The sequence below is a fragment of the Paenibacillus sp. Leaf72 genome (assembly GCF_001422685.1).
Classification (GTDB): domain Bacteria; phylum Bacillota; class Bacilli; order Paenibacillales; family Paenibacillaceae; genus Pristimantibacillus.
Genome location: NZ_LMLV01000007.1, coordinates 59066 through 79707, shown reverse-complemented (window position 1 = coordinate 79707; position 20642 = coordinate 59066). Strand labels below are relative to the sequence as shown.

The 20642-nt window shown below is 51.0% G+C and carries 11 protein-coding genes and 1 tRNA gene; 5 read left to right on the top strand and 7 right to left on the bottom strand.

Translation table 11 applies throughout. The features are described from left to right. The first annotated feature begins 152 nt into the window (after positions 1 to 152). From ASF12_RS36325 to ASF12_RS13165, 3 genes are all read left to right on the top strand, one after another. Positions 153 to 6338 (top strand): rhamnogalacturonan lyase family protein, encoded by a 6186-nt coding sequence (locus ASF12_RS36325; protein WP_056035162.1) that lies wholly within the window; start codon positions 153 to 155, stop codon positions 6336 to 6338. A gap of 239 nt (positions 6339 to 6577) precedes the next feature. Next, positions 6578 to 6808, top strand: coding sequence for a hypothetical protein (locus tag ASF12_RS13170; protein WP_056035160.1), 231 nt, complete (start codon positions 6578 to 6580; stop codon positions 6806 to 6808). 344 nt (positions 6809 to 7152) lie between these two features. Then, entirely contained in the window at positions 7153 to 7992 is an 840-nt protein-coding gene (locus ASF12_RS13165; protein ID WP_056035158.1) for an Rpn family recombination-promoting nuclease/putative transposase, read from the top strand. 254 nt (positions 7993 to 8246) lie between these two features. Here the strand turns inward: ASF12_RS13165 and phnE (ASF12_RS13160) are convergent, their stop codons facing one another. The 4 genes from phnE (ASF12_RS13160) to ASF12_RS13145 all read right to left on the bottom strand — a co-directional run bounded on the left by phnE (ASF12_RS13160) (position 8247) and on the right by ASF12_RS13145 (position 11763). After that, on the bottom strand, positions 8247 to 9053 hold the full coding sequence (gene phnE / locus ASF12_RS13160; protein WP_056035155.1) for a phosphonate ABC transporter, permease protein PhnE: 807 nt from the start codon (positions 9051 to 9053) through the stop codon (positions 8247 to 8249). Further along, positions 9050 to 9856 carry a phosphonate ABC transporter, permease protein PhnE gene (gene phnE, locus ASF12_RS13155; RefSeq protein ID WP_056035152.1) on the bottom strand — a complete coding sequence of 269 codons (807 nt, stop codon included), beginning with the start codon at positions 9854 to 9856 and terminating at the stop codon, positions 9050 to 9052. The genes phnE (ASF12_RS13160) and phnE (ASF12_RS13155) overlap by 4 nt, the downstream gene beginning before the upstream one ends. After that, entirely contained in the window at positions 9853 to 10626 is a 774-nt protein-coding gene (gene phnC, locus ASF12_RS13150) for a phosphonate ABC transporter ATP-binding protein (protein WP_056035148.1), read from the bottom strand. The genes phnE (ASF12_RS13155) and phnC overlap by 4 nt, the downstream gene beginning before the upstream one ends. A 138-nt stretch (positions 10627 to 10764) precedes the next feature. After that, positions 10765 to 11763 carry a phosphate/phosphite/phosphonate ABC transporter substrate-binding protein gene (locus tag ASF12_RS13145; protein ID WP_056035145.1) on the bottom strand — a complete coding sequence of 333 codons (999 nt, stop codon included), beginning with the start codon at positions 11761 to 11763 and terminating at the stop codon, positions 10765 to 10767. A gap of 181 nt (positions 11764 to 11944) precedes the next feature. Between ASF12_RS13145 and ASF12_RS13140 the strand changes: the two genes are divergently transcribed. Beyond that, positions 11945 to 13540 (top strand): bifunctional metallophosphatase/5'-nucleotidase, encoded by a 1596-nt coding sequence (locus ASF12_RS13140; protein WP_056035143.1) that lies wholly within the window; start codon positions 11945 to 11947, stop codon positions 13538 to 13540. Positions 13541 to 13876: 336 nt separating this feature from the next. On the opposite strand, the gene ASF12_RS13135 is transcribed toward ASF12_RS13140, so the two are convergent. Further along, entirely contained in the window at positions 13877 to 17194 is a 3318-nt protein-coding gene (locus ASF12_RS13135) for an OmpL47-type beta-barrel domain-containing protein (protein ID WP_056035139.1), read from the bottom strand. A gap of 300 nt (positions 17195 to 17494) precedes the next feature. Here ASF12_RS13135 and ASF12_RS13130 point away from each other — a divergent pair, with 300 nt between their 5' ends. Continuing rightward, positions 17495 to 18784, top strand: coding sequence for a galactokinase (locus tag ASF12_RS13130; RefSeq protein ID WP_056035137.1), 1290 nt, complete (start codon positions 17495 to 17497; stop codon positions 18782 to 18784). A 234-nt stretch (positions 18785 to 19018) separates the two neighbouring features. Here the strand turns inward: ASF12_RS13130 and ASF12_RS13125 are convergent. Both ASF12_RS13125 and ASF12_RS13120 read right to left on the bottom strand, forming a co-directional pair. Then, positions 19019 to 19095 (bottom strand) — tRNA-Arg (locus tag ASF12_RS13125). Between the two features lie 143 nt (positions 19096 to 19238). Then, on the bottom strand, positions 19239 to 20438 hold the full coding sequence (locus ASF12_RS13120) for an ROK family transcriptional regulator (protein WP_056035135.1): 1200 nt from the start codon (positions 20436 to 20438) through the stop codon (positions 19239 to 19241). Between the last annotated feature and the right edge of the window lie 204 nt (positions 20439 to 20642).

The following is a 20642-nucleotide window of genomic DNA, read 5'->3' as shown; positions in this document are numbered from 1 at the left end:
CAGACAGCTTAGGATCGTACAGCAGGATGCGGTATTTTGTAAACGCTTACTTAATATTGAGGCTAAAAAACGGATACGCAGTTTACCCGCAAGTCGAACCTTGTTGCAATGAATGAACATTTCAATTGAGAAAATGGGGGGAATTTTTTTATATGTTAAGAAGTAAAAAAAGGCTAATGTTTCTGCTGCTTGCCGCAGCGGTTTTATGGACCACTATTTTGCAGGGGCTGCCGCTTGGATCGCAGACGGCCTACGCAAGCACAGTAGAACAGCTTGTGAAGAAATTCGACTTTGGCACAGCCTCAAGTCCTGTCAAGGAAGGCTTTATCGGCGTAAGCGAATCGCAGCTGTATACGGCTGAGGCTGGTTACGGGCTGAGCGCCGCGTTGGCATCCCGGAACCGCTCCGGCGGAGATGAGCTGACGAATGATTTTGTCCTCGGAACCTCGTTTTCGTTTTATGCGGATTTGCCTAATGGCGAATATGATGTCACCGTGTATTCGGGCGATTTACTGACGGGCACAAGCTCGACTAAAACAAATATTGCCTTGGAGGGAGTCGCTGCCGGAACGCTTTCTACACGTCAGGCGGTCGTTCATGGCACGTACCGGACCACGGTAAATGACGGGCAGCTGACGGTCGATATTTCGGCGACTACGGGCTACGCTTATTTGAACGGCATCGTCATTGAGCAGGTAGTAGCTGCTGCTCCTGAGGCGCCGGGCGGGCTTGCCGTGACACGCGTGACGCCTCAGGATGTGACGCTCGCGTGGAATCCGGTTACCGGTGCGGCTCGTTACAAGCTCTATCGCTCGGAGGGCGCTGCCGCTCCTGTCCTTGCAGGTGAAACGGCAGCTGCCTCCTATGTGGATACGGCCGTTGCAGAAGGGAGCAGCTATAGCTACTTCGTCGCTGCCGTCAGTACAGCTGGACTGGAGTCGGTCTTAAGCGCCCCTACCGCTGCGATAACGATACCGGCGCTTACGGCTCCAGCCGCGCCGAGCCAAGTCAGCATCAGCGCCGTGCAAGCTTCGGCGGTTGTGCTGGGCTGGACGGTTGTCGAGGGAGCGGAAGGCTATAAGGTGCTGCGTGCCGATGCGGCAGCAGGGCCGTTTGTAGAAATCGGCCAAACGACGGTTCCTGCCTATACGGATACGGGCGTCGACACGTCTGTGGCGCAATTTTACACTGTGAAAGCTACTAACGTGCACGGGGAATCGGAAGCTTCCGCGGTTGTGGAGAGCGCTGTCTATGTGCCGCCTACTACACTGCCGGAAGGCGATACCATTCGCTTCGATTTTGGATCGGGCGAGCTTGCTGACGGCTATGTCCGTGTAACAGCCGAGACCGCCTATACATCTGCGCTCAAATACGGCTTTACTGATATTTCGAATATCGGCTCAGGCAACCGTGGCACAGCTGATCCGCTGCGCTCGGATTTTGTTACACCGAATAATGGGGTTTTTAACGTCGATCTGCCTAATGGCGACTATACGATTTCACTCATTGCGGGTGATGCGACCGAAGCATCCGAAATCGCGATCAAGGCCGAAACCATTCAGAAGGTACAGCTGACTAGCAAAGCAGCTGGCCAATATCTGGAGATGGACTTTCAGCTGGCGCTTGTGGATGGGCAGCTCAATCTTGCATTTACGGGGTCCGCGCCCAAACTGAACGCGCTTGTCATCAAGAAACAGCAGGAGCGTCAGCCTGGAGAGCGGCAGGCCGTATATCTCGCGGGCGATTCTACCGTTCAAACCTATGATCCCTATTGGGAGCCACAGGCTGGCTGGGGCCAAATGCTGCCGCGCTTCTTCAGCAATGATGTTATTTTCAAAAATCATGCCATTGGCGGCCGCAGCTCCAAATCCTTTATTGTAGAGGGCCGTCTGGATGAAGTGCTGCGGACGATTCGTCCGGGGGACTATTTCCTTGTCCAATTCGGCCACAATGATGCGACGATTAGTGTTCCTGAGCGCTATGCTTCGCCAGCCGATTACAAAAACTATTTGAAAACCTACGTTAATGGTGCCAGACAGCGCGGCGCGACGCCGATTCTCGTAACGCCGATGGGCCGCCGTGATTTCAATGCGGACACAGGCATTTTTAATATTAGCTTTCCAGAGTATGTGCAGGCCATGAAAGAGGTAGCTGCCGAGCTGAATGTGGAGCTGGTTGACCTGAGTGCGCTCAGTATCGCCTACTACAACTCCATTGGCCCGCAAGCTTCCTTGTCTGTATTCCTTCATGTGGAGCCAGGCATTTATGGGGCCTTCCCGAATGGTTCTGCGGACAATACGCATTTCCAGGAATACGGGGCCATTCAAATCGCTCGTCTGCTGGCAGGCGGCATTGAACAGCTTCCGGTGCCGCTGGCGGATTTTGTCCGCGAAATTGCACAGCCTGATGCAGTGCCTAACGCGCCAGCTAATCTAGTTGCAGGAAGTGTCAGCAACGCCGGTGCTGTGCTGAAGTGGAACGCTTCGGACAACACCGATATTTATAAAATTTACCGCAAGCTGGCTTCCGAGCCTGATTCGGCTTACGCAATGATTGGCACAGCGACGGTGCCAACCCTGACCATCGGCGGAATGCTGGAAGGAAAGTCTTATAACGTGCGGGTAACGGCTGTTAATGGCCGCGGCGAATCGCTGCCATCCAGCGAAGTATCGATCACGACCAAATCGGCGCAGTACCGTTTTGATTTCGGTCCGGTAGGAGCACCCGTTGCTGCTGGGTACACCGAAGTTACGCGCAATGTGCTGTATACACCTGAGCTCGGCTATGGGCTGACGAACAGCACAGGCATGATTGACCGCGACCGGGGGGCGGGAACGGACGACCTGAGACGCGATTTTGTGGCTTATTTCAATGCCAGCTATGAGTTCAAGGTCGATTTGCCGAACGGTTCCTATTCGGTCAAAACGTATACGGGCGATTGGATTGGCTCGACACGTACCAATGTCAATATTGAAGGGAAGGATTACGGCACGATTACGTCCGGCAAGGAGTCTATTGCCGAGCGGGTATTCAATCAGATTGCCGTGAAGGATGGTCAAATGAACCTCGTATTCAGCGGCCAAACGGCTCATTTGAATGGTCTGGAAATTACGCCGCTGCTGCTGGCACCGACAGGTCTAGCGCTGACGGAACTGGAGCTTGAGAACGAGCCTGTAACGGCTGCCCTGGCATGGGACGCTGTGGAAGGCGCATCGGCCTACCGCGTCTACCGTCAGGCTGCTGTAGCCGCTAGTGCAGAGCTTTTGACCGAGACGGCAGCGCTTAGCTTTGCCGATACGACAGCTGATGTCGGTCTGGATTATGTGTATACGGTGACAGCCGTTGACCATACGGGGCTTGAGTCGGTGGCCTCCAATGCGCTTGCTGTGTCGATGGTTGATCCAAATGTGCCAACGGCAGCCATTCCGACAGGCCTCACGCTTGTGGAAACGAATAAAAATGACCTGACATTCCGCTGGGATGCGGTCAGCAATGCGAAAGTGTTCTATATTTACCGGGCAACCAAGGTGGATGGCGATTACACGCTAATTGGCAAGTCTGCGGAAGCCGCCTATACGGACACAACGGTGCTGACGACGATTCCTTACTATTATAAGGCTGCATCTGTGAATGCGGGCGGCATTTCCGAGCTGTCCCAAAGCTTGGAGACGTCTGCCGTAACGACTTTGTATCGCAATATGGAGTATTTGGACCGTGCTCCGGTTGCGGTGAAGAAGGCTGAAGGCAACTACATTGGCTGGAGAATGCTTGGGCTTGATCCATCATCCATAGCCTTTAATGTGTACCGCGATGGCAGCAAAGTGAATGCGGAGCCGATAACAGGCAGCACGAACCTGCTCGATACGGAAGGAACAGACAGCTCCATTTATCAGGTGACGGCTGTTCTGAACGGCGTGGAGAAGCCGGCGACTGACGATTTCGGCGTGTGGACACAATCGTATTTGTCCATTCCGCTGCAAAAGCCAGCCGACGATTATACAAAGGATGGCCAGCCTTACACGTACAATGCGGGCGATGCGAGCGTTGGCGATCTTGACGGGGACGGCGAGCTGGAAATTGTACTCATGTGGACACCATCCAACAGCAAGGATAATTCGCAGGCAGGCTATACAGGCATCGTCTACTTGGATGCCTACAAAATGGACGGAACACGGCTGTGGCGCATTAATATGGGGCCAAATATCCGCTCCGGTGCCCATTATACGCAGTTCATGGTTTACGATCTTGATGGAGATGGACGCGCTGAAGTAACGATGAAAACAGCCGATGGAACGATTGACGGCCTGGGCCGCGTCATTGGCGATCCGAGTGCCGATCACCGCAATAGCAGCGGCTACGTGCTGCTGGGGCAGGAATTTTTGACCGTATTCAATGGTTTGACTGGCGGTGCACTGGATACCGTTGCCTATGATCCGCCGCGCGGCGATGTCGGCGCATGGGGCGATGCATATGGCAACCGAGTCGACCGGTTTCTTGCGGGCGTCGCCTATTTGGACGGTGAGCATCCGAGCGTTATTTTCAGCCGTGGCTACTATACAAGAACGGTGTTGGCTGCCTACAATTTCCGTGACGGAAAACTGACGCAGCAGTGGAAATTTGATTCAAATACCGAAGGCTACGGCTCCTATGCCGGGCAGGGCAACCACAACTTGTCGATTGGCGATGTAGACAACGATGGCAAGGATGAAATTACGTTTGGCGCGATGGCGATTGACGATGATGGCAAACCGCTATACAACACAGGGCTTGGTCATGGCGATGCTTTGCATTTTGGCGATTTGGACCCTACCCGTCCGGGACTGGAAGTGTTTGGCGTGCATGAGCATACAGATTCCAAATATGGCATGGAGATGCGCGATGCAGCGACGGGAGAAATTCTTTGGGGCGTCTTCACCGGCATAGATACCGGACGCGGACTGTCAGCAGAAATTGATCCCAACCATATTGGTGAAGAAATGTGGTCTGCAACGATTACGAATGAGCAGCACATTCCCATCACCGGGTTGTACAATGCACGCGGCGAGCTGATCACGACTAAAATCCCTTCCTCGACTAACTTTGGCGTATGGTGGGATGGCGATTTGCTGCGCGAGCTGCAGGATGGCAATCGGATCGACAAGTGGGATTATGTCAATGAAACGACGGTCAATCTGCTCACAGCGACTGGCGCTTCCTCGAACAACTCGACGAAGGCCAATCCGAGCTTGCAGGCCGATCTATTCGGCGACTGGCGTGAGGAAGTGATGTGGCGTTCTACAGACAGCTCGGAGCTTCGTATTTATACGACGACCGATGTAACCGAGCATCGGATTAGAACACTGATGCATGATCCTGTATATCGCCTTGGCATTGCATGGCAAAATGTAGCTTACAATCAGCCGCCGCACACTAGCTTCTATCTAGGTGCAGGTATGGAGGAGCCGCCAATGCCGCGCATTCAGTATGTGGGTGCGCCGCAGGAGGAAGAGGATACAACCCCTCCTGTTATTACAGGCTTGCCGCCGCAGCAGATGACCGAAGCCGACAGCTGGACGGTGGCGGTAACGGCGGAAGATCCGGAATCAGGCATTCGGAGCCTGACGCTTTCTTTTGACGGCGATCCAGTGGTAAATGGCGACGTTCTGTCCATGGCTGGCCGGGCTGGAACGCATACCTTTACAGCGACAGCGCTCAATGAGGCAGGGCTGCAAACGACGCAAACCGTCGTCATTACAGTGACAGGAGCCGAGAAGGCAACGGATATTCCGGGCAAGCCGGTGCTGTCCGACAATAACGGTCATGACAATGGGCTGCTGGATGGCAGCTACAAAATCACCATGAACCTGTGGTATGGGCAAAATGGTACGGTATATAAGCTGTATGAGAATGGGGAGCTCATTGCTAGCAAGGTGTTAACGGACAACTCGCCGTCTGCGCAGTCGGCGTCCGTAGATATTACCGGAAAAGCAAACGGTACCTATACGTATACTTGCGAGCTGACTAATTCCTTCGGTACGACGAGCTGTACCCCTCATACTGTAACGGTTAAGGACGCTTTTCCCGGCCAGCCTGTGCTGTCCAATGACAACTGGGACGGGGATGGCAGCTACAAGGTGACGATGAACATGTGGTGGGGAACGAACGCCACCGAATACCGTTTGTATGAAAATGGTACGCTGATTGATACGCAGACGCTGACGGCAAATACGCCGAGCGCTCAAAGCGCATCTACGACAATAACGGACCGCGCTGTAGGCAGTTACACTTACCGCGTCGAGCTATCCAACGATAGCGGCATCACGGAAAGCAGCCAAATGGAGGTTAACGTAACCAAATAGGAAGAGCAGCAGCCTGCTTTGGTCGGATCAATCCGGCAAAGGCAGGCTGTTGGCATTGAATAAGGCACACAATTGGATAACCAGGACAAGAGGTTTGGTTTTCAAGTATGGTGGGGCTTAAAAACGGCAGGAGTGCTTTATTTTTCATAGGAAGGTTTAGGTCCCTATTCCCTTTGAAATGTGGTGATGAAGCTTTAAGCTTAATTGATCAGGTATAAGATAGGACAGGAGAACCCGCCATGCGCATAGCTCTGCAAATACTAGCCATCGTTGTCATGATTATTTTTACGATTTCGCTGATTTATCCGAGATTTATGTCGATGTACAAGCGGTGGCAGAAAATAAGTCTGCTTGTTATCGCTGGATTTTTGTTCGTACTGACGTTATTGGCGGCGGAGGATTTTAATGTATCTTCACATTCGAAGACATGGGAGCTGATCGAGAGCTTGTTCGGACAAGGGGATTCGTGATATCCGAATATTTTAAATCGTTTTAGCATCTAACAAAAGCATGTATGTAATAGAAGTTTGGGTATTGAAACACGATAGCAACACGAGTATATATATCACTTAGTGTTGTTATTTTGGTTAATTGTATTGTTGGGTCAGTTCCCCTAAGAAAAGTTTTAGTCTTTACTTATGGTACGGTTCCCCGTATCAGTTTTTAGGGTAAACTCGGACGAATCGAATACTCTGCAACATTAAAATACAATAGTTCACGCTGGTACGCGAATTCATTTTTGCGTGCCTGCTTGCTTGGTGTGTTTAAGAACCTGTGAGCATGATATACTATTACTGATTGGAGCTGAATGCAGATGAATGAACTGCTTGATCCCCGTAATGACTTTTTATTCAAACGGATTTTCGGCAGTGAGGAAAACCGCGACGTTCTGCTTGCCTTCTTGAACAAGACCTTTTTAGAAGCTGACAGACCGCCTTTGACAGAAATCATCCTGCTGAATCCTTACACCGAAAAAGATGCCCCCCGCGACAAACAGTCGATATTGGACATTCGCGGCAAAACAACGGACGGGGAACTTATCAACGTTGAAATGCAATTATTCAACAAATACGATACCGAGAAACGTACCCTCTTTTACTGGAGCAAGCTATACAGCGGACAGCTTCAAGAGGGCCAATCATATAAAGTGTTGAAGAAATGTGTAACTATCAACATCCTGAACTACTCGTTCCTGCCCAACAACCAATATCATAACGTTTTTCATTTGCGTGAAGATCGAAGTGGTATACCGCTTATAGATGACATGGAACTGCATTTTCTCGAATTGCCCAAGCTTAGCGATCATGCGGCTCCTGTGGAGAGCGGTGGACTGGTCAACTGGTTACTCTTCTTGAAAGGTGTCGATAAATCCAATTGGGAGGTGCTGACGATGAACGAGCCTGTTTTGAGGAAAGCAATGGACACGTTAGAATTTCTTAGTCAGGATGCCGAGGCCCGCCGATTGTACGAAGACAGACAAAAGTATCTTCATGACGAAGCTTCAATGATTGAAGGAGCGTTAGCTGAAGGCGAGAAAAGGAAAGCGGCCCAGATGGCTCTGGAACTTCTCAAGCTTGGAGTTGATACAGCTATTATAGCTAAGGCATCCGGACTGTCTGAAGCTGAAATCATCGCACTAAAAAAACAAGGCTAAATTGACATGGTGAAGAGTCAGTCCATTGGAGACTGGCTCTTCATACTGCTAGTCGCTATGAATGTGTGGTAAGTTTTTCATGAAATTTAGTATGTGTTCTGTCGGTTGTTATTTAATTTGGAGCCATTCCTTATACAAGTACCCCTTAAAGCATCATTGGTTCCCATATGGGTTTTCCAATGTCTACTCTAAGGGTTGCACTTCACTCAGGCAACTGGCTGCTTTCGCTGGCCCCTGCTACCGCCTATGCTGCCTCACACCAACTTCTTGCGAACATAGCCGGAGATGAGGTCAATAACGGTAATCATCATAACGATGCCGAGCAAAATAATGCCGACCCTAGGCCAGCTTCGGGTACTCAGCGCGAAGATCAGCGGCGTGCCGATTCCGCCAGCGCCAATGACACCCAATATCGTGGCCGAGCGGACGTTAATTTCAAAGCGGTACAGCGTGTAGTTCAGAAAGCCTGGCAGCACTTGAGGCAGCACAGCGAACCAAAGCTGCTGCAAACGCGTCGCTCCGGAAGCGAGCAGCGCTTCGGAAGGACCGAAATCAATATTTTCAATATCGTCCGCAAACAGCTTGCCGAGCATGCCAATCGAATGCAGTCCGAGGGCAAGAACGCCGGCAAATGAGCCGGGGCCGACCGCTTTAATAAACAGAATGGCCATAATAATTTCCGGAAACGTCCGGATGAAGCTGAGCATGATTTTGCCCGAGCCGGAAATCGGCCGATATTTGCTCATATTGCGAGCGGACCAGAAGGCGAACGGAATGCAAAGCACAGCCGAAATCACCGTACCGAGTATCGAAATAGCCAGCGTATCCAGCAGCCCCCGCAGCAAATCCTCGCCTTCAGGCAAGTATACATAACCCCAATCGGGAGAAAAAATGCCCGCCATAATCGACTTCATGATCTGACCCGCGGTCTCTTTAAAGCCAGTAAACGGAACGCCAGAGAACGCCCAAATGTAAACGAGCGCAAGCACAATAATAATCGGCCACCGAAGCGGGTTTTTCCGCGGTTTTTGGATGAGGTAATCCCCATTTTTCGTCGTCATAGTAGTTTCTCCCGCAGCTTCGTGCTTGCAAAATCAATAAACAGAACAATGACCAGTGTAAATAATATAATAACAGCGGTTTTGTCATATTCGAGAAAGCCAAGCGTCGCTTCATAAAACAAGCCGATGCCGCCAGCCCCGACAAGGCCGAGAATGGCGGCTGCCCGCACATTAATTTCGAAGGTATACAGCACGTACGACATAAAGGCAGCCGAAATTTGCGGCACCACTCCAAATACGATGCGCTGAATAGCGTTGGCCCCAACCGCCGTCATCGCTTCAAGCGGTCCCTGGTCTATCGTTTCCAATGTCTCATAAGTCAGCTTGGCGATTAAACCGACCGAAAAAACAGCAAGCGCGAGAATGCCCGGCACAGGCCCAAGCCCGAAGACCGCGACGAACAGGGCGGCGAGCAGCAGGTCAGGCAGCGTTCTTACCAAATTGAGCAAAAATCGTGCCGGATAATACACCCAGCGATGCGGCATCAAATTGCCCGCGCACAGCAATGCCACCGGAATGGCTATAATCGCCCCAATCGTTGTTCCTACTAGTGCCATGCGAATCGTCTCCAGCATGCCGTCCACGATATTATCAAAGTAGGTCCAGCGGGGAGGAAACATTTCGCGCAGCAGATCTAACATGTTCGGAAAGCCCTCAATCAGCTCCTTAAAGCTCACTTCCGTCTGCACGGCACTGCCCCAGAGCAGCAGCAAAATAAGCAGCGTAGTCAGCACATGCTTCGTGCGCGTAGGCGGCAGGGGACGGGGCGCCTGGCTTGTTCCAGTCTCAAGCGGGCTTTTCATGCCGATACCTCTCCCAGCAGCTCGCCTTCAAGAAGAGGCCTGCCATAAATTTCAGCAAACCGCTCGTCTGTAGCTTCAGCTACAGGGCCATCAAATACGACCTCGCCTGCCCGCAGCCCGACAATTCGCTTCGCATATTGCCTAGCTAAATCGACAAAATGAAGATTAACGATCGTCGTAATGCCCAGCTCCTGATTAATTCGCTTCAAATCATCCATGACTTGCTTTGTAGTAAGCGGATCTAGCGAAGCGACAGGCTCGTCCGCCAAAATGATTTTGGCCTCTTGCGCCAGCACGCGTGCTATCGCGACACGCTGCTGCTGTCCGCCGGAAAGCTGGTCGGCGCGGGAATAAGCTTTTTCCAAAATGTTGACCCGCTCCAGCGCTTCAAACGCCAAATCCACATCCTCTTTGGGAAAACGGCCCAATATCGTACGAAGAGTGGAGTGGTAGCCGACGCGCCCTGCCAGCACATTGCGCAGCACGGTAGAACGTTTGACGAGATTGAAGCTTTGAAAAATCATGCCAATGTCGCGGCGGATCATTCGCAGATTCTGGCCCTGAGCACTCGTAATCGAGTTGCCGTTAATGAGGATATCGCCCTCGCTAATGTCGTGCAGCCGATTAATCGAGCGCAGCAGCGTAGACTTGCCTGCACCCGATAATCCGACAACAGCGACAAACTCGCCTTGTTCGAAGGTGAGATTAATATTATTCAGGCCCTTGGTCTGATTGGGATACACTTTAGATACTTGACGAAGCTCAATCATGACGTCAATCCTTTCGGTTCAAGTTCGGTGCGAGAATAGCGGCGGGCAACAATGCAATCAATGCAACAAGCCAGCACAGCGCACGCTTGCGCTGAACTGGCTCGCCTTGTGCCGCACGGTGCAGGACGAAAAATCGTACTACTCTGTTTTTACTTTTTCATTATATTGACGAACGATATCGAACTTGCTGTCATCGGATTGCACATAACCTTCATGGGAATAAATTTCTTTAATAATGGCATGTCCTTCTGTATCTTTGCCGATATCAATGAAAGCTTGCGTAATTTTAGCAGACCATTCCGCGCTCATGTCGGAACGAACGGAAATCGTATCGTTAGGAATCGCTTCTGTAAACGAAAGCACACGCGTGTCTTCAAACACGGTAGGGAAATCCTTCATGACGGTATTGCGCGCATCTTGGAAAATCGCCGCCGCATCCACATCGCCATTGATTACCGCAATAACACCTTGGTCATGGCCTTTAACCGTTACAGGCTGCACATCGCTAAGCGGGTTCAGACCCTTGTCCATCAGCAGGGCGGCCGGCCATACAAAACCAGCGGATGACGTCACGTTCTGATAGGCGATTTTTTTGCCTTTAAGCTCTTCAACCGATTGAATCGGCGAATCTTTTTTCACAATAATCAAGGACTTGTAGAAATCAACAAGCTGGTCCGTAGGAGCGCCAGTCTCATCGTTTACGCCAAAGCGCTGCGCCTGCAAAATAACTTCAGCTGCGCCTTTTTCTTTAGCCAGTACATAAGCAGTTGGAGGCAGGAAGCCAACGTCTACCTTTTTAGATGCCATTGCTTCAATGATTGTGTTGTAGTCAGTCGACACGCTGACCTTTACCGGAATGCCAAGCTTGTCTCCCAGAAGCTTCTCAAGCGGCTTTGCTTTCGCTTCCAGCGTATCTGCATTTTGTGAAGGGACGAATTGGACAGTCAGTGTTGTTGGCACATAGCCTGTGTCTGCACTAGCTGTTGGTGCTGGCTCAGTTGAGGCAGCTGTAGATGGGCTTGAACTAGGACTAGCGGATTCGGTACCAGCCGAACCAGTCGTATTGTTCGTTCCGCAAGCTCCAAGCAAGAGCGTAGTCAGTAACAGAGGCAACATAAAGGCATACATCTTTTTCAATCAAAAACCCTCCAAGAGATTGTATTTTTTGACACTTGCTTACTATATTCAATTTATATTTGCGGAGTATCAACGATAAATGAATTAATTGTAAAACAAGCTTATGCACTGCTAAGTTGAAAATGATTTTGCTAGAATAGTTACATTGGAAAAAAATGATGCTGCAACGAGGGAGAGGTTTATGTTGACGCAAACGAACAAGTACACCTGCGAAATTATACTGACGAGTGATCTGCACGGCGCGATCCGTCCGATCCATTACCCGACCAATGCCTACAGCCATAACGGACTGGCTTTATTGGCAGCGCGAATTAAGCAGGAACGCGAACGGGCGCCTGAGCTGCTGCTGGTGGACAATGGGGATTTGCTGCAGGGCTCGCCGCTGGCTTCCTACGCTGCTACCTTTCAAGACAGCTATGACACGCATCCTTTTATAGAGGTGTTGAATGAGCTTGGCTATGATGCTGCTGTTATGGGCAATCATGAATTTAATTACGGCCTGGATATGCTGAACCGTGCTGTTCAGGCTTCAAAATTTCCATGGCTGTCGGCTAATATCGTCGATGAACAAAGTGGCGAGCCCGCTTTTGGGCCTCCGTACATCATGAAGCATATGGCTTCTGGCGTAAAAGTCGCTCTGCTTGGGGCTACAACCCACTACATCCCCAACTGGGAGCAGCCTCAGAATATGAAAGGGCTGCGTTTTCTTGATGCATTAGAGACGATTCGGACATGGGTTCAGCACATACGCGACAAGGAGCAGCCGGATCTCGTTATAGTCAGCTATCACGGAGGCTTCGAAAATGATCTAGAAACAGGTCAACCAGCCGAACCGCTGACGGGTGAAAATCAAGCCTATGCCATTTGCCGCGAGGTGGAAGGCATAGATGTATTGCTGACCGGGCATCAGCATCGGTCGTTTGCGGAGGAGCTGCATGGCGTCACGATTGTGCAGACGGGTTATAACGGATCATCTGCTGCTCATGTTGCGGTGCAGCTGGAGCGGCAGCCAGAAGGCCGCTGGGAAATTAAGAGCAAGCGAGCCGAGCTGCTTTATCCAGAGGAGTCTGCCTTGCCTGACGCCGCCGTTCTTACGCTTACCGATGAGCTGGAGCGACGTGCACAAGCTTGGCTGGATCAGCCGATTGGCGAAATCATTGGCGATCTGTCGATCCAGAATGCAGCTGAGCTGAGGCTGGCTGCCCATCCGTTCCTTGCTTTTGTCCATCAGGTCCAGATGGAGGCTACGGGAGCACAGCTTTCTAACGCTGCTTTGCTAAGCGAGGAGGCGCGCGGTTTTGGGAACAAGGTAACGATGCGGGATGTGCTCTCGAATTTTATTTATCCCAACACGCTGACGGTGCTGGAGCTAAGCGGGCAGGACATTCGGGCTGCGTTGGAGCAGGCTGCGTGTTATTTTTCACTGGACGATCAGGGGGAGATTATTGTAAATCCATTGTACATGGAGCCGAAGGCGCAGCATTATAACTACGACATGTGGGCAGGCATCAACTATGAGCTGGATATTACGCGGCCGGAGGGAAGCCGGGTGGTCAAGCTTGATCGCGATGGAGAGCCCTTGCAGATGGATGCTCAGTATTCGGTTGTAATGAACAGCTATCGTGCGGCTGGCGGCGGCAATTACGCGATGTATGCAGGAAAGCCTGTTCTTTTTGCCGGTGATACGGATATGGCGATGCTCGCCGAAAATTACATCCGCAAGCATCAGCCGCTGGATGCCCCTCGCGCGGGGAATTGGAAGGTTACAGCAGGGTAAAGGTTTGTGTGCGTCAAATACCGTTGCTAAATAAAAAAGCTCTCGTGTTTCCATAAAGGAATCGCGAGAGCTGAATTTGTGAGCAAGAATGGATGAGCAAGCGCTGCTGTCCGGTACTGGGAGCTTGTCGCCAGAATAGGCAGAACTATTTTTTAAAAATATAGGAAAGGATATTCTTTCGTTATCCTATCTCTATTTTTCCCGGAATGAAACGCGCCGCGTCGCCAAGGACGACGACAGCCGTTTCACCTTGAAATATAGGAAATTATATGATTATTTTATCCTCTTTCTCTATATTTCTCCGCGAAACGATAGCTTTGCCGCCAAAGGACGGCTTCAGCCGTTTACGCTTGCTTGAACGGTTATCGTTTCGCTCGTTGTCACTCCTGCTGCATTCACAAGCTCGGCCCGATATTCGTAAGACCCAAGCTGGCGGCCAGACAGTGCTGTTACGGCATGTTGAGCGGCAGGAGCAGCTGCTTTCAGCGACTGGGTATCGATGAGCTCGTTATTTTCGTACAAACGGTATTCCGTCGCGTTCGTTCCCCACCACATATTCATGGTAATGCTGTATTGGCCGTCACCGTCCCAGTTGTCTTGCGACAGCACAGGCTTGCCCGGAGACGCATCGGTCACCCGTACCGTTAAGACCTCGCTGCGGGTTGTCCCCTTGGCATTCGTAAGCTCAGCGGTATACGTGTAAGTTCCATTGGCCTTGCCGCTTACATGGGTTTGGGCAAATTGGGCAGAGGGGGAGACATCAGGCAGCGTCTGGCTGTCTATAAGCTCGCCATTTTCATAAAGCTTGTAGCTCGTCCCATTGTTGCCCCACCACATATTCAAGGAAATCGTATAGTCACCGTCTTGCAAGCCTGTATCATAGCCGTTGTTGCTCGAAAGCACAGGCATTCCAGGAGCACCTACCGCAAGCGGCTGCCCGGTAATGCGGAAAGAAGCTTGCAGGGAAGCTTGATTGCCGGCAAAATCCGTTACCGAGTAAGCAACGTTATGAGTGCCAATGCCAAGCTCAGAGCCTGTAATGGAATAAGGGCTGTTAACAGGCTGGCCGTCCAGCAGCAGCTGCTCGCTAGCAATACCAGACAAGGCATCCGAGCTGCTCAGCGCAAAAATAAGCGTATCCGTCTCGGAAGCATCAGCTATCGCGCCTCCGGACTGCGTTAAAATCACGTCGGGTGCTGATTTATCCAGCTTGACCGTTACAGATTTCACCGCTTCTTTATTGCCAGCCGCATCTGTAGAGAAGAAAGAAATAACAGAGCTTCCTTCCTCATTAATAAGAAATGGTGCTTCATAGGCTTGGTAGACACTCCCGTTCACGGCGTATTCTGTGCGAAGAGGGGAGGTGCTGCTTGCGTCATCGGTTGCTGTCAAGGTTACGGAAACGTCTTGGTTCAGCCATCCCGCCTCATTAGGCGAAGCGGAAAGGGAAGCCGTTGTCTCCGGAGTGGCTGTATCGCCTTGCAGGGTGAAATCGCTAAGCCCGCGTGGCTTCAATTGAAAGACATCTCTGAAAATAGCGGCAACGCCTGTAATGCTAACCTGCTGGCCTTCGACATAAGGGAAGGAAGCTAGCGATAAGCCAGTGCGTGTGTCTACGCGGATATGGTTGCTGATTCCGGCAGCATCGACGGCGTCAAACTCGAAAGAACCGACTGGCGTTGCACTCGTCAAATTTTGAATCGTTACTTCTGAAAGCTGAACAAGCTGACCCTGGTTATTTGCCGAGACGCGGTCTGCTGCAAGGGGGGCTGGCAGCGGCGCTGTGCCGGTTTTTTCGATAGCGATAACATCGGTCAACTCAAGCTCCGAATTGTATAGAGCTGTAGCGGCTGTCACTTTAATGCGGTCGCCTTGATGGAAGCCGCTTGCGCTTTGGAACACATAAAGGCCGCCTGAGTCATCCTGCAAATAAAAAGCTTGTCCGCCAAATGCGCCCGGCTCCGTCGTCACGATTCCTTCAACCGTTACGGTCGAGCCGACTGGCTTATTACGAGCTTCCGTAATGGGAACCAGAGCAGGGATCGGACCTTCCTCTTCAGGAAGCGGCTCTGCCGGTACATTGCCTACGGTTACTGCGTTCGTAATCAGATTGCTTCCGTTCAAGCGCAGGCGCAAGCTGGCTGCACCGGACGTTCCAGATTTAATGCGGACGGTCAAATCTTTAAAGGCATGTCCTTTGCTGTCCGATGTGACACTAAAAGCTGAGCTGTAGCCGTAGGCAGTCGGCCAGGTGCCATTTTCATTTTGAACCATGGCGACCTGCGTGCCTCCGGTCAAATAAATGCCGGCGCTAAAGCCGGATATGGTCGTATTGGCAGGCAAATTGTCGGCGACAACACGAATTTGAAAATCCTGCGCGTTCGGAAGCGTCGCCTGCTTGACGAAGCTGTAAGCGGCATTGGCGCTCGCTGTTGGGCCGCCGTACGAGCCAGGCTTAAACGTAGAACGGTCGTACCATTTGTAGCCTGCGCTTGGCGCGGACCATGGTTCCGGCTGCGGCTCCGTCGAAGCGGTAGGGTCCTCAAAAGGCAGCAGTGCCGTAGCGCTGTCCAATTGCAGCCCGTCAACCTCAGTTAGACTCGTGTAGCTTTCCTGCTCAGCGAGCCAATTGACCAAATTCACAAGCAATACGCCGTCATCTTCCTCTTTAAAGCCGTCGTAGGTCGTTTTGCGCGCTCCGGTTTCCTCGCGCAAATATTTTGGAGAAGCATCTTCAACCGGAGAGGAGTCCCCGATAAAAGCGGCCTTGCCTGCTCCCAGCTTGGAGACAGCGACATAAGGCCCTTCAGCGACACCGCCGCCGTTGTATACGCCCTGGTCTACGGCGCTGCCCCAAGCTTGATTCGTTTGTGGCAAATATACAATGCCTTTGGCTTTGGTTGGGTCGGTAATCGCAAGCGTGGAGCCCGCATGCATCGCAACTGCGGATACGCCAGCGGTGATGCCAAAGGCCTGCTCTTGCGGTACAATTTGATTAGCGCTTATGTCGCCAAGCGCGTTGTAGCGAAAGCGAACGCCAAAATGGTCGGACAGCCAGTCTGAGCTGGTTACGCCTTGCATGGCCTCTGAGCTGCGCTCTTCAGCGCTCATGCCTTTTGCCGGATCTGTCCATGCACCACGGCGGTAGCCGTTGATCGCTTCGGAGCCGTCCCAGCGGTTTTTGTTGCGATCGGCGTTGTAGTGGTCGCCAACGAAGAAAATGCTGCCGCCGCCTTCTACATACTGCGTCATAGCAGCTTGTTCTGTTGCTTTGAAAGGGATGTTGGGTTCTGCGATGACGAATACGCTGTAATCTTTCAAATCATTGTAGGTAAATGGGGTTGTTTTGCGAAGCTCTTGAACATAATAGCCATCATTAGCGAGTGCGTCGCCGAAATCAGAGAAGCCGCCGTCAATGACCCAATCTGCTGCTCCAGCAGTCTGGGCGTGGGTATTGTCGAACAAAATCTTTTTTCCAGCGTTTTCGTTCACGACTTTAGGGTGGATAAAAGGGGCCGGATCTGCAGGGCCTTCGGCGTGAACCGCAGTCGTACCGCCCCATAAACCAGCTTGCAGCGGAATAGCGACAGATAGAGCGATAAGCGACTTGATCCATTTGTGTGACAAGGATGACTTCCGTTGTATAAGCTTCATCAATTCCATTCCTCCCATGAATCATTAATCTTAGCGTTCGTCCATATTCTAGCATGTGAACATCTGCTATAGTGATATGAATTTGTAAAAAATAGTTAAATATTCCTATGTGAGGCGTGAATTGGGGAGGATGGACTAGGCGTTTAAGAAGAGCGTATATCTTGCATTCGTGCCCTACTATATAGGGACATAATTTGAGATAATTGTGATGAAGCGGCTGTAGATAAGAGTATGGTTCAAGTTTATCGAGTTAATCAAGTCTATTAAGTCAATTAAAGGTGACATATAGGAGGAATTAAGATGAGTAATCAAATGCTAAAAAGGCTGCAAACGGCCGAGGGACAGGAGCTGCTTGTCCAAATGTATGGCAAGCAGCAGCTTGTAGAGCAAACTAACCGGTATCAATCGCTTGTTGAGCAATTTCAGACGTATTTCGGAGAGCAGGAGATTGGACTGTTTAGCTCCCCTGGAAGATGTGAGATTGGCGGCAACCATACGGATCACAATCACGGCAAGGTTCTAGCGGGAAGCATTACGCTGGATACGATTGGGGCGGCGGTGAAGGTGGACGAGCCTGTTATTACCTTTTTCTCGGAAGGCTATGCAACGAAATATGTGATTGATCTTCAGGATATACAGCCTCGGTCTGGAGACGATGGCACGACCTCGTTGGTTCGCGGCATTGCAGCCGGATTCATTAATGCGGGCTTTCAAGTAGGCGGCTTCCATGCTTATATATCGAGCAACGTATTTGCTGCATCGGGATTAAGCTCTTCTGCGTCTTTCGAAATGCTAATCGGCACGATTCTAAATCATTATTATAATGATGGAAAGCTTGATGCTGTGTCGCTCTCTAAAGTCGGCCAATTTGCTGAAAATCGCTATTGGAATAAGCCGTCCGGCCTGCTGGACCAAATGGCCTGCGCCTATGGCGGTTTAATCGCGATTGATTTTGAGACGCCTAAGGAGCCTGTTATTAAGCCCGTGCGTTGGGATTTTCAGAAAAATGGCTACTCCTTGGTCATTGTAAATACAGGCGGAAATCATGCTGATTTAACGGAAGATTATGCGGCGGTACCTAATGAGATGTATGCGGTGGCCAAAGCGCTAGGAGCTTCGGTCTGCCGTGATTTAGCGCCAGAGGATATTTACGCTAATTTGAAGGCGGTTAGAGAAGCGGCTGGAGACCGGGCTGTACTGCGCGCCTTGCATTTCTTTGCGGAAAATCAGCGCGTCGATGAGCAGGTGCTGGCACTTGAGGATGGCAGGTTCAATGATTTCTTGACGCTCATTACGGCTTCGGGGAATTCATCTTGGAAATGGCTTCAAAATGTATATCAAAGCGGGGCTATTCAAAATCAGGAGATCGCTATCGCCCTGTCCCTTACTGAAAACTATTTGAAAAAAATCGGCGATGGCGCATGCCGAGTTCATGGCGGAGGATTCGCTGGAGTGATTTTGACCATTATTCCTAACGAGCATGCGGAAGCGTATATGTCATGGATTGGCGGAATGCTGGACACGCCTGTGCTGGTCGTGAATGTGCGTGAGCATGGGGCTGTATGCTTAAATGAACTGTTAGATAGGTAGTAAGTTGAAATGCGGAGCCAGTCCGGGTATTGATTGAATAGGCTTGGAATTGCAGAAGCCCCAGAAATCATTAGATTAATGGGGCTTCTTTGCTATTGAAATGCGTGCAATACAGTTGAGAAAAACGGCACTAATTTGTTCCCAACTGGGCACCAAACAGAATAAAGCCCATTTTGATTCTGGTGTAAAAAAAAGAAAAACCCTTATAGAATAAAGGTTTTGAAGACTTTGTTATGGCGCGCCCGATACGATTCGAACGTACGACCTGCAGTTTAGGAAACTGTCGCTCTATCCTGCTGAGCTACGGGCGCGCAGCATTGATTATTTTACCATGGAAGGCGGGATCAAGCAACAAGGCTTGCCTGCCTAACCGTTTGGTCAGCCTATTAAACTGAGACTTCATCAGTCCGCTCAACCATTTTGCTGCCCTGCTGCACTATTTTCATCACGCTTATTAAATCCGCATCTTATTGCGCACAGTCAGCGCCGCGCCGGTCACGACGGCATCCTCTTTGAGCTGGCCTTTGGAAAACCTAGGCTCATAGGCGGGGGAGTAGTAAGTGTTTTTCTTTGCAGTATCTGTAGCCGTCTGAAAATACATCGGCTTAGAATTGATTAAAGCGCCGCCCAGAATAACAAGCTCCGGATGAAAAATATTAATCAAATTCGCCAGGCCGACGCCGAAATAGACGGCTGACTGCTGGAACAGCTCCTGCACATACGGATCATCCGCCGACAGAGCTTGCAGCAGCACTTCATAATTCAGCTGCTCGGGCGTGACGGAATACGCTTTGAGCAGCGAATCCTGCCCCATCTTCGCATGGGAGCGTGCCTGATGCTCCAGCGCCTGAATCGAAGCGTACGCCTCCAGCGCACCGTAATTGCCCGCCGAAGACAACCGAGGCCCATCAGTGTGAATAATCATCTGTCCAATCGAGCCTTCCATATCCATCGTGCCATGGACGATACGGCCATACGACATGATCGCGGAGCGCAGGCTGACGCCGGCATGCACATACAGCGCATGCTCGATGTCTTCATGGCGCAGCGCCCAGCGCTCGCCGAGCAGCGCGGTGTTGGCACCATTTTCAAGAAACGCTGTGAATCCGGTTGCTTCCTCAAACATCTGACAAATCGGCACCTGTGTCCAGCCTCTGGCGGCAAAATACAGCGGGTCCAAAATCATCCCGCTGCTCCGGTCAAGCGGACCAACTGCCCCGATGCCAATGCCGAGAATCTGCTCCCGCTCAATCCGGTGATCCCGAAGAAGGGTACGCATCAGCTGCGACGCGTAGTCGACCAGCGCCTGCGGTGTCATCGCTTCATCCATCCGCCAGCGAACGAGTGATTTCTGATTCAGCTGCATATCGAATAAGCCTAATGTCGAAGAGAAACGCGAAATTTCCAGTCCAAAAATGTACCGGTACTCCGCATGAATCTGATACAAAATCGGCCGTCTGCCGCCGCTGGAGGGACCAAGACCCGTCTCCTGAATCAGCCCGTCCGTCACAAGCTCCTCCAATACACGCGTTAGCGTACTGCTCGTCAGCTTGTGCCTGTCCAGCAGCTCCGCTTTCGATACGGTGCCTTGCTCGGCGATTTGTGTATAAATAAGCTCTTTATGAGAGGGAACGCTCCGTTCCGCTTTGTACATAACTAATCCCTGCTTACTATAGGTAGGATGAAAAAAATGAAAGTGCCACTCCTCATTATATCGTAATTCATGGACAGTCGCTATGTTCACGTCTGCTTCGAACATTTATTCGAAAAGAAATAAACTCAACCCAAATCACTCATAATTCAATCGAATAGCTTCGATAAAACGAAATGATGAGCCTTTTTTTGATAAGTTAAATCC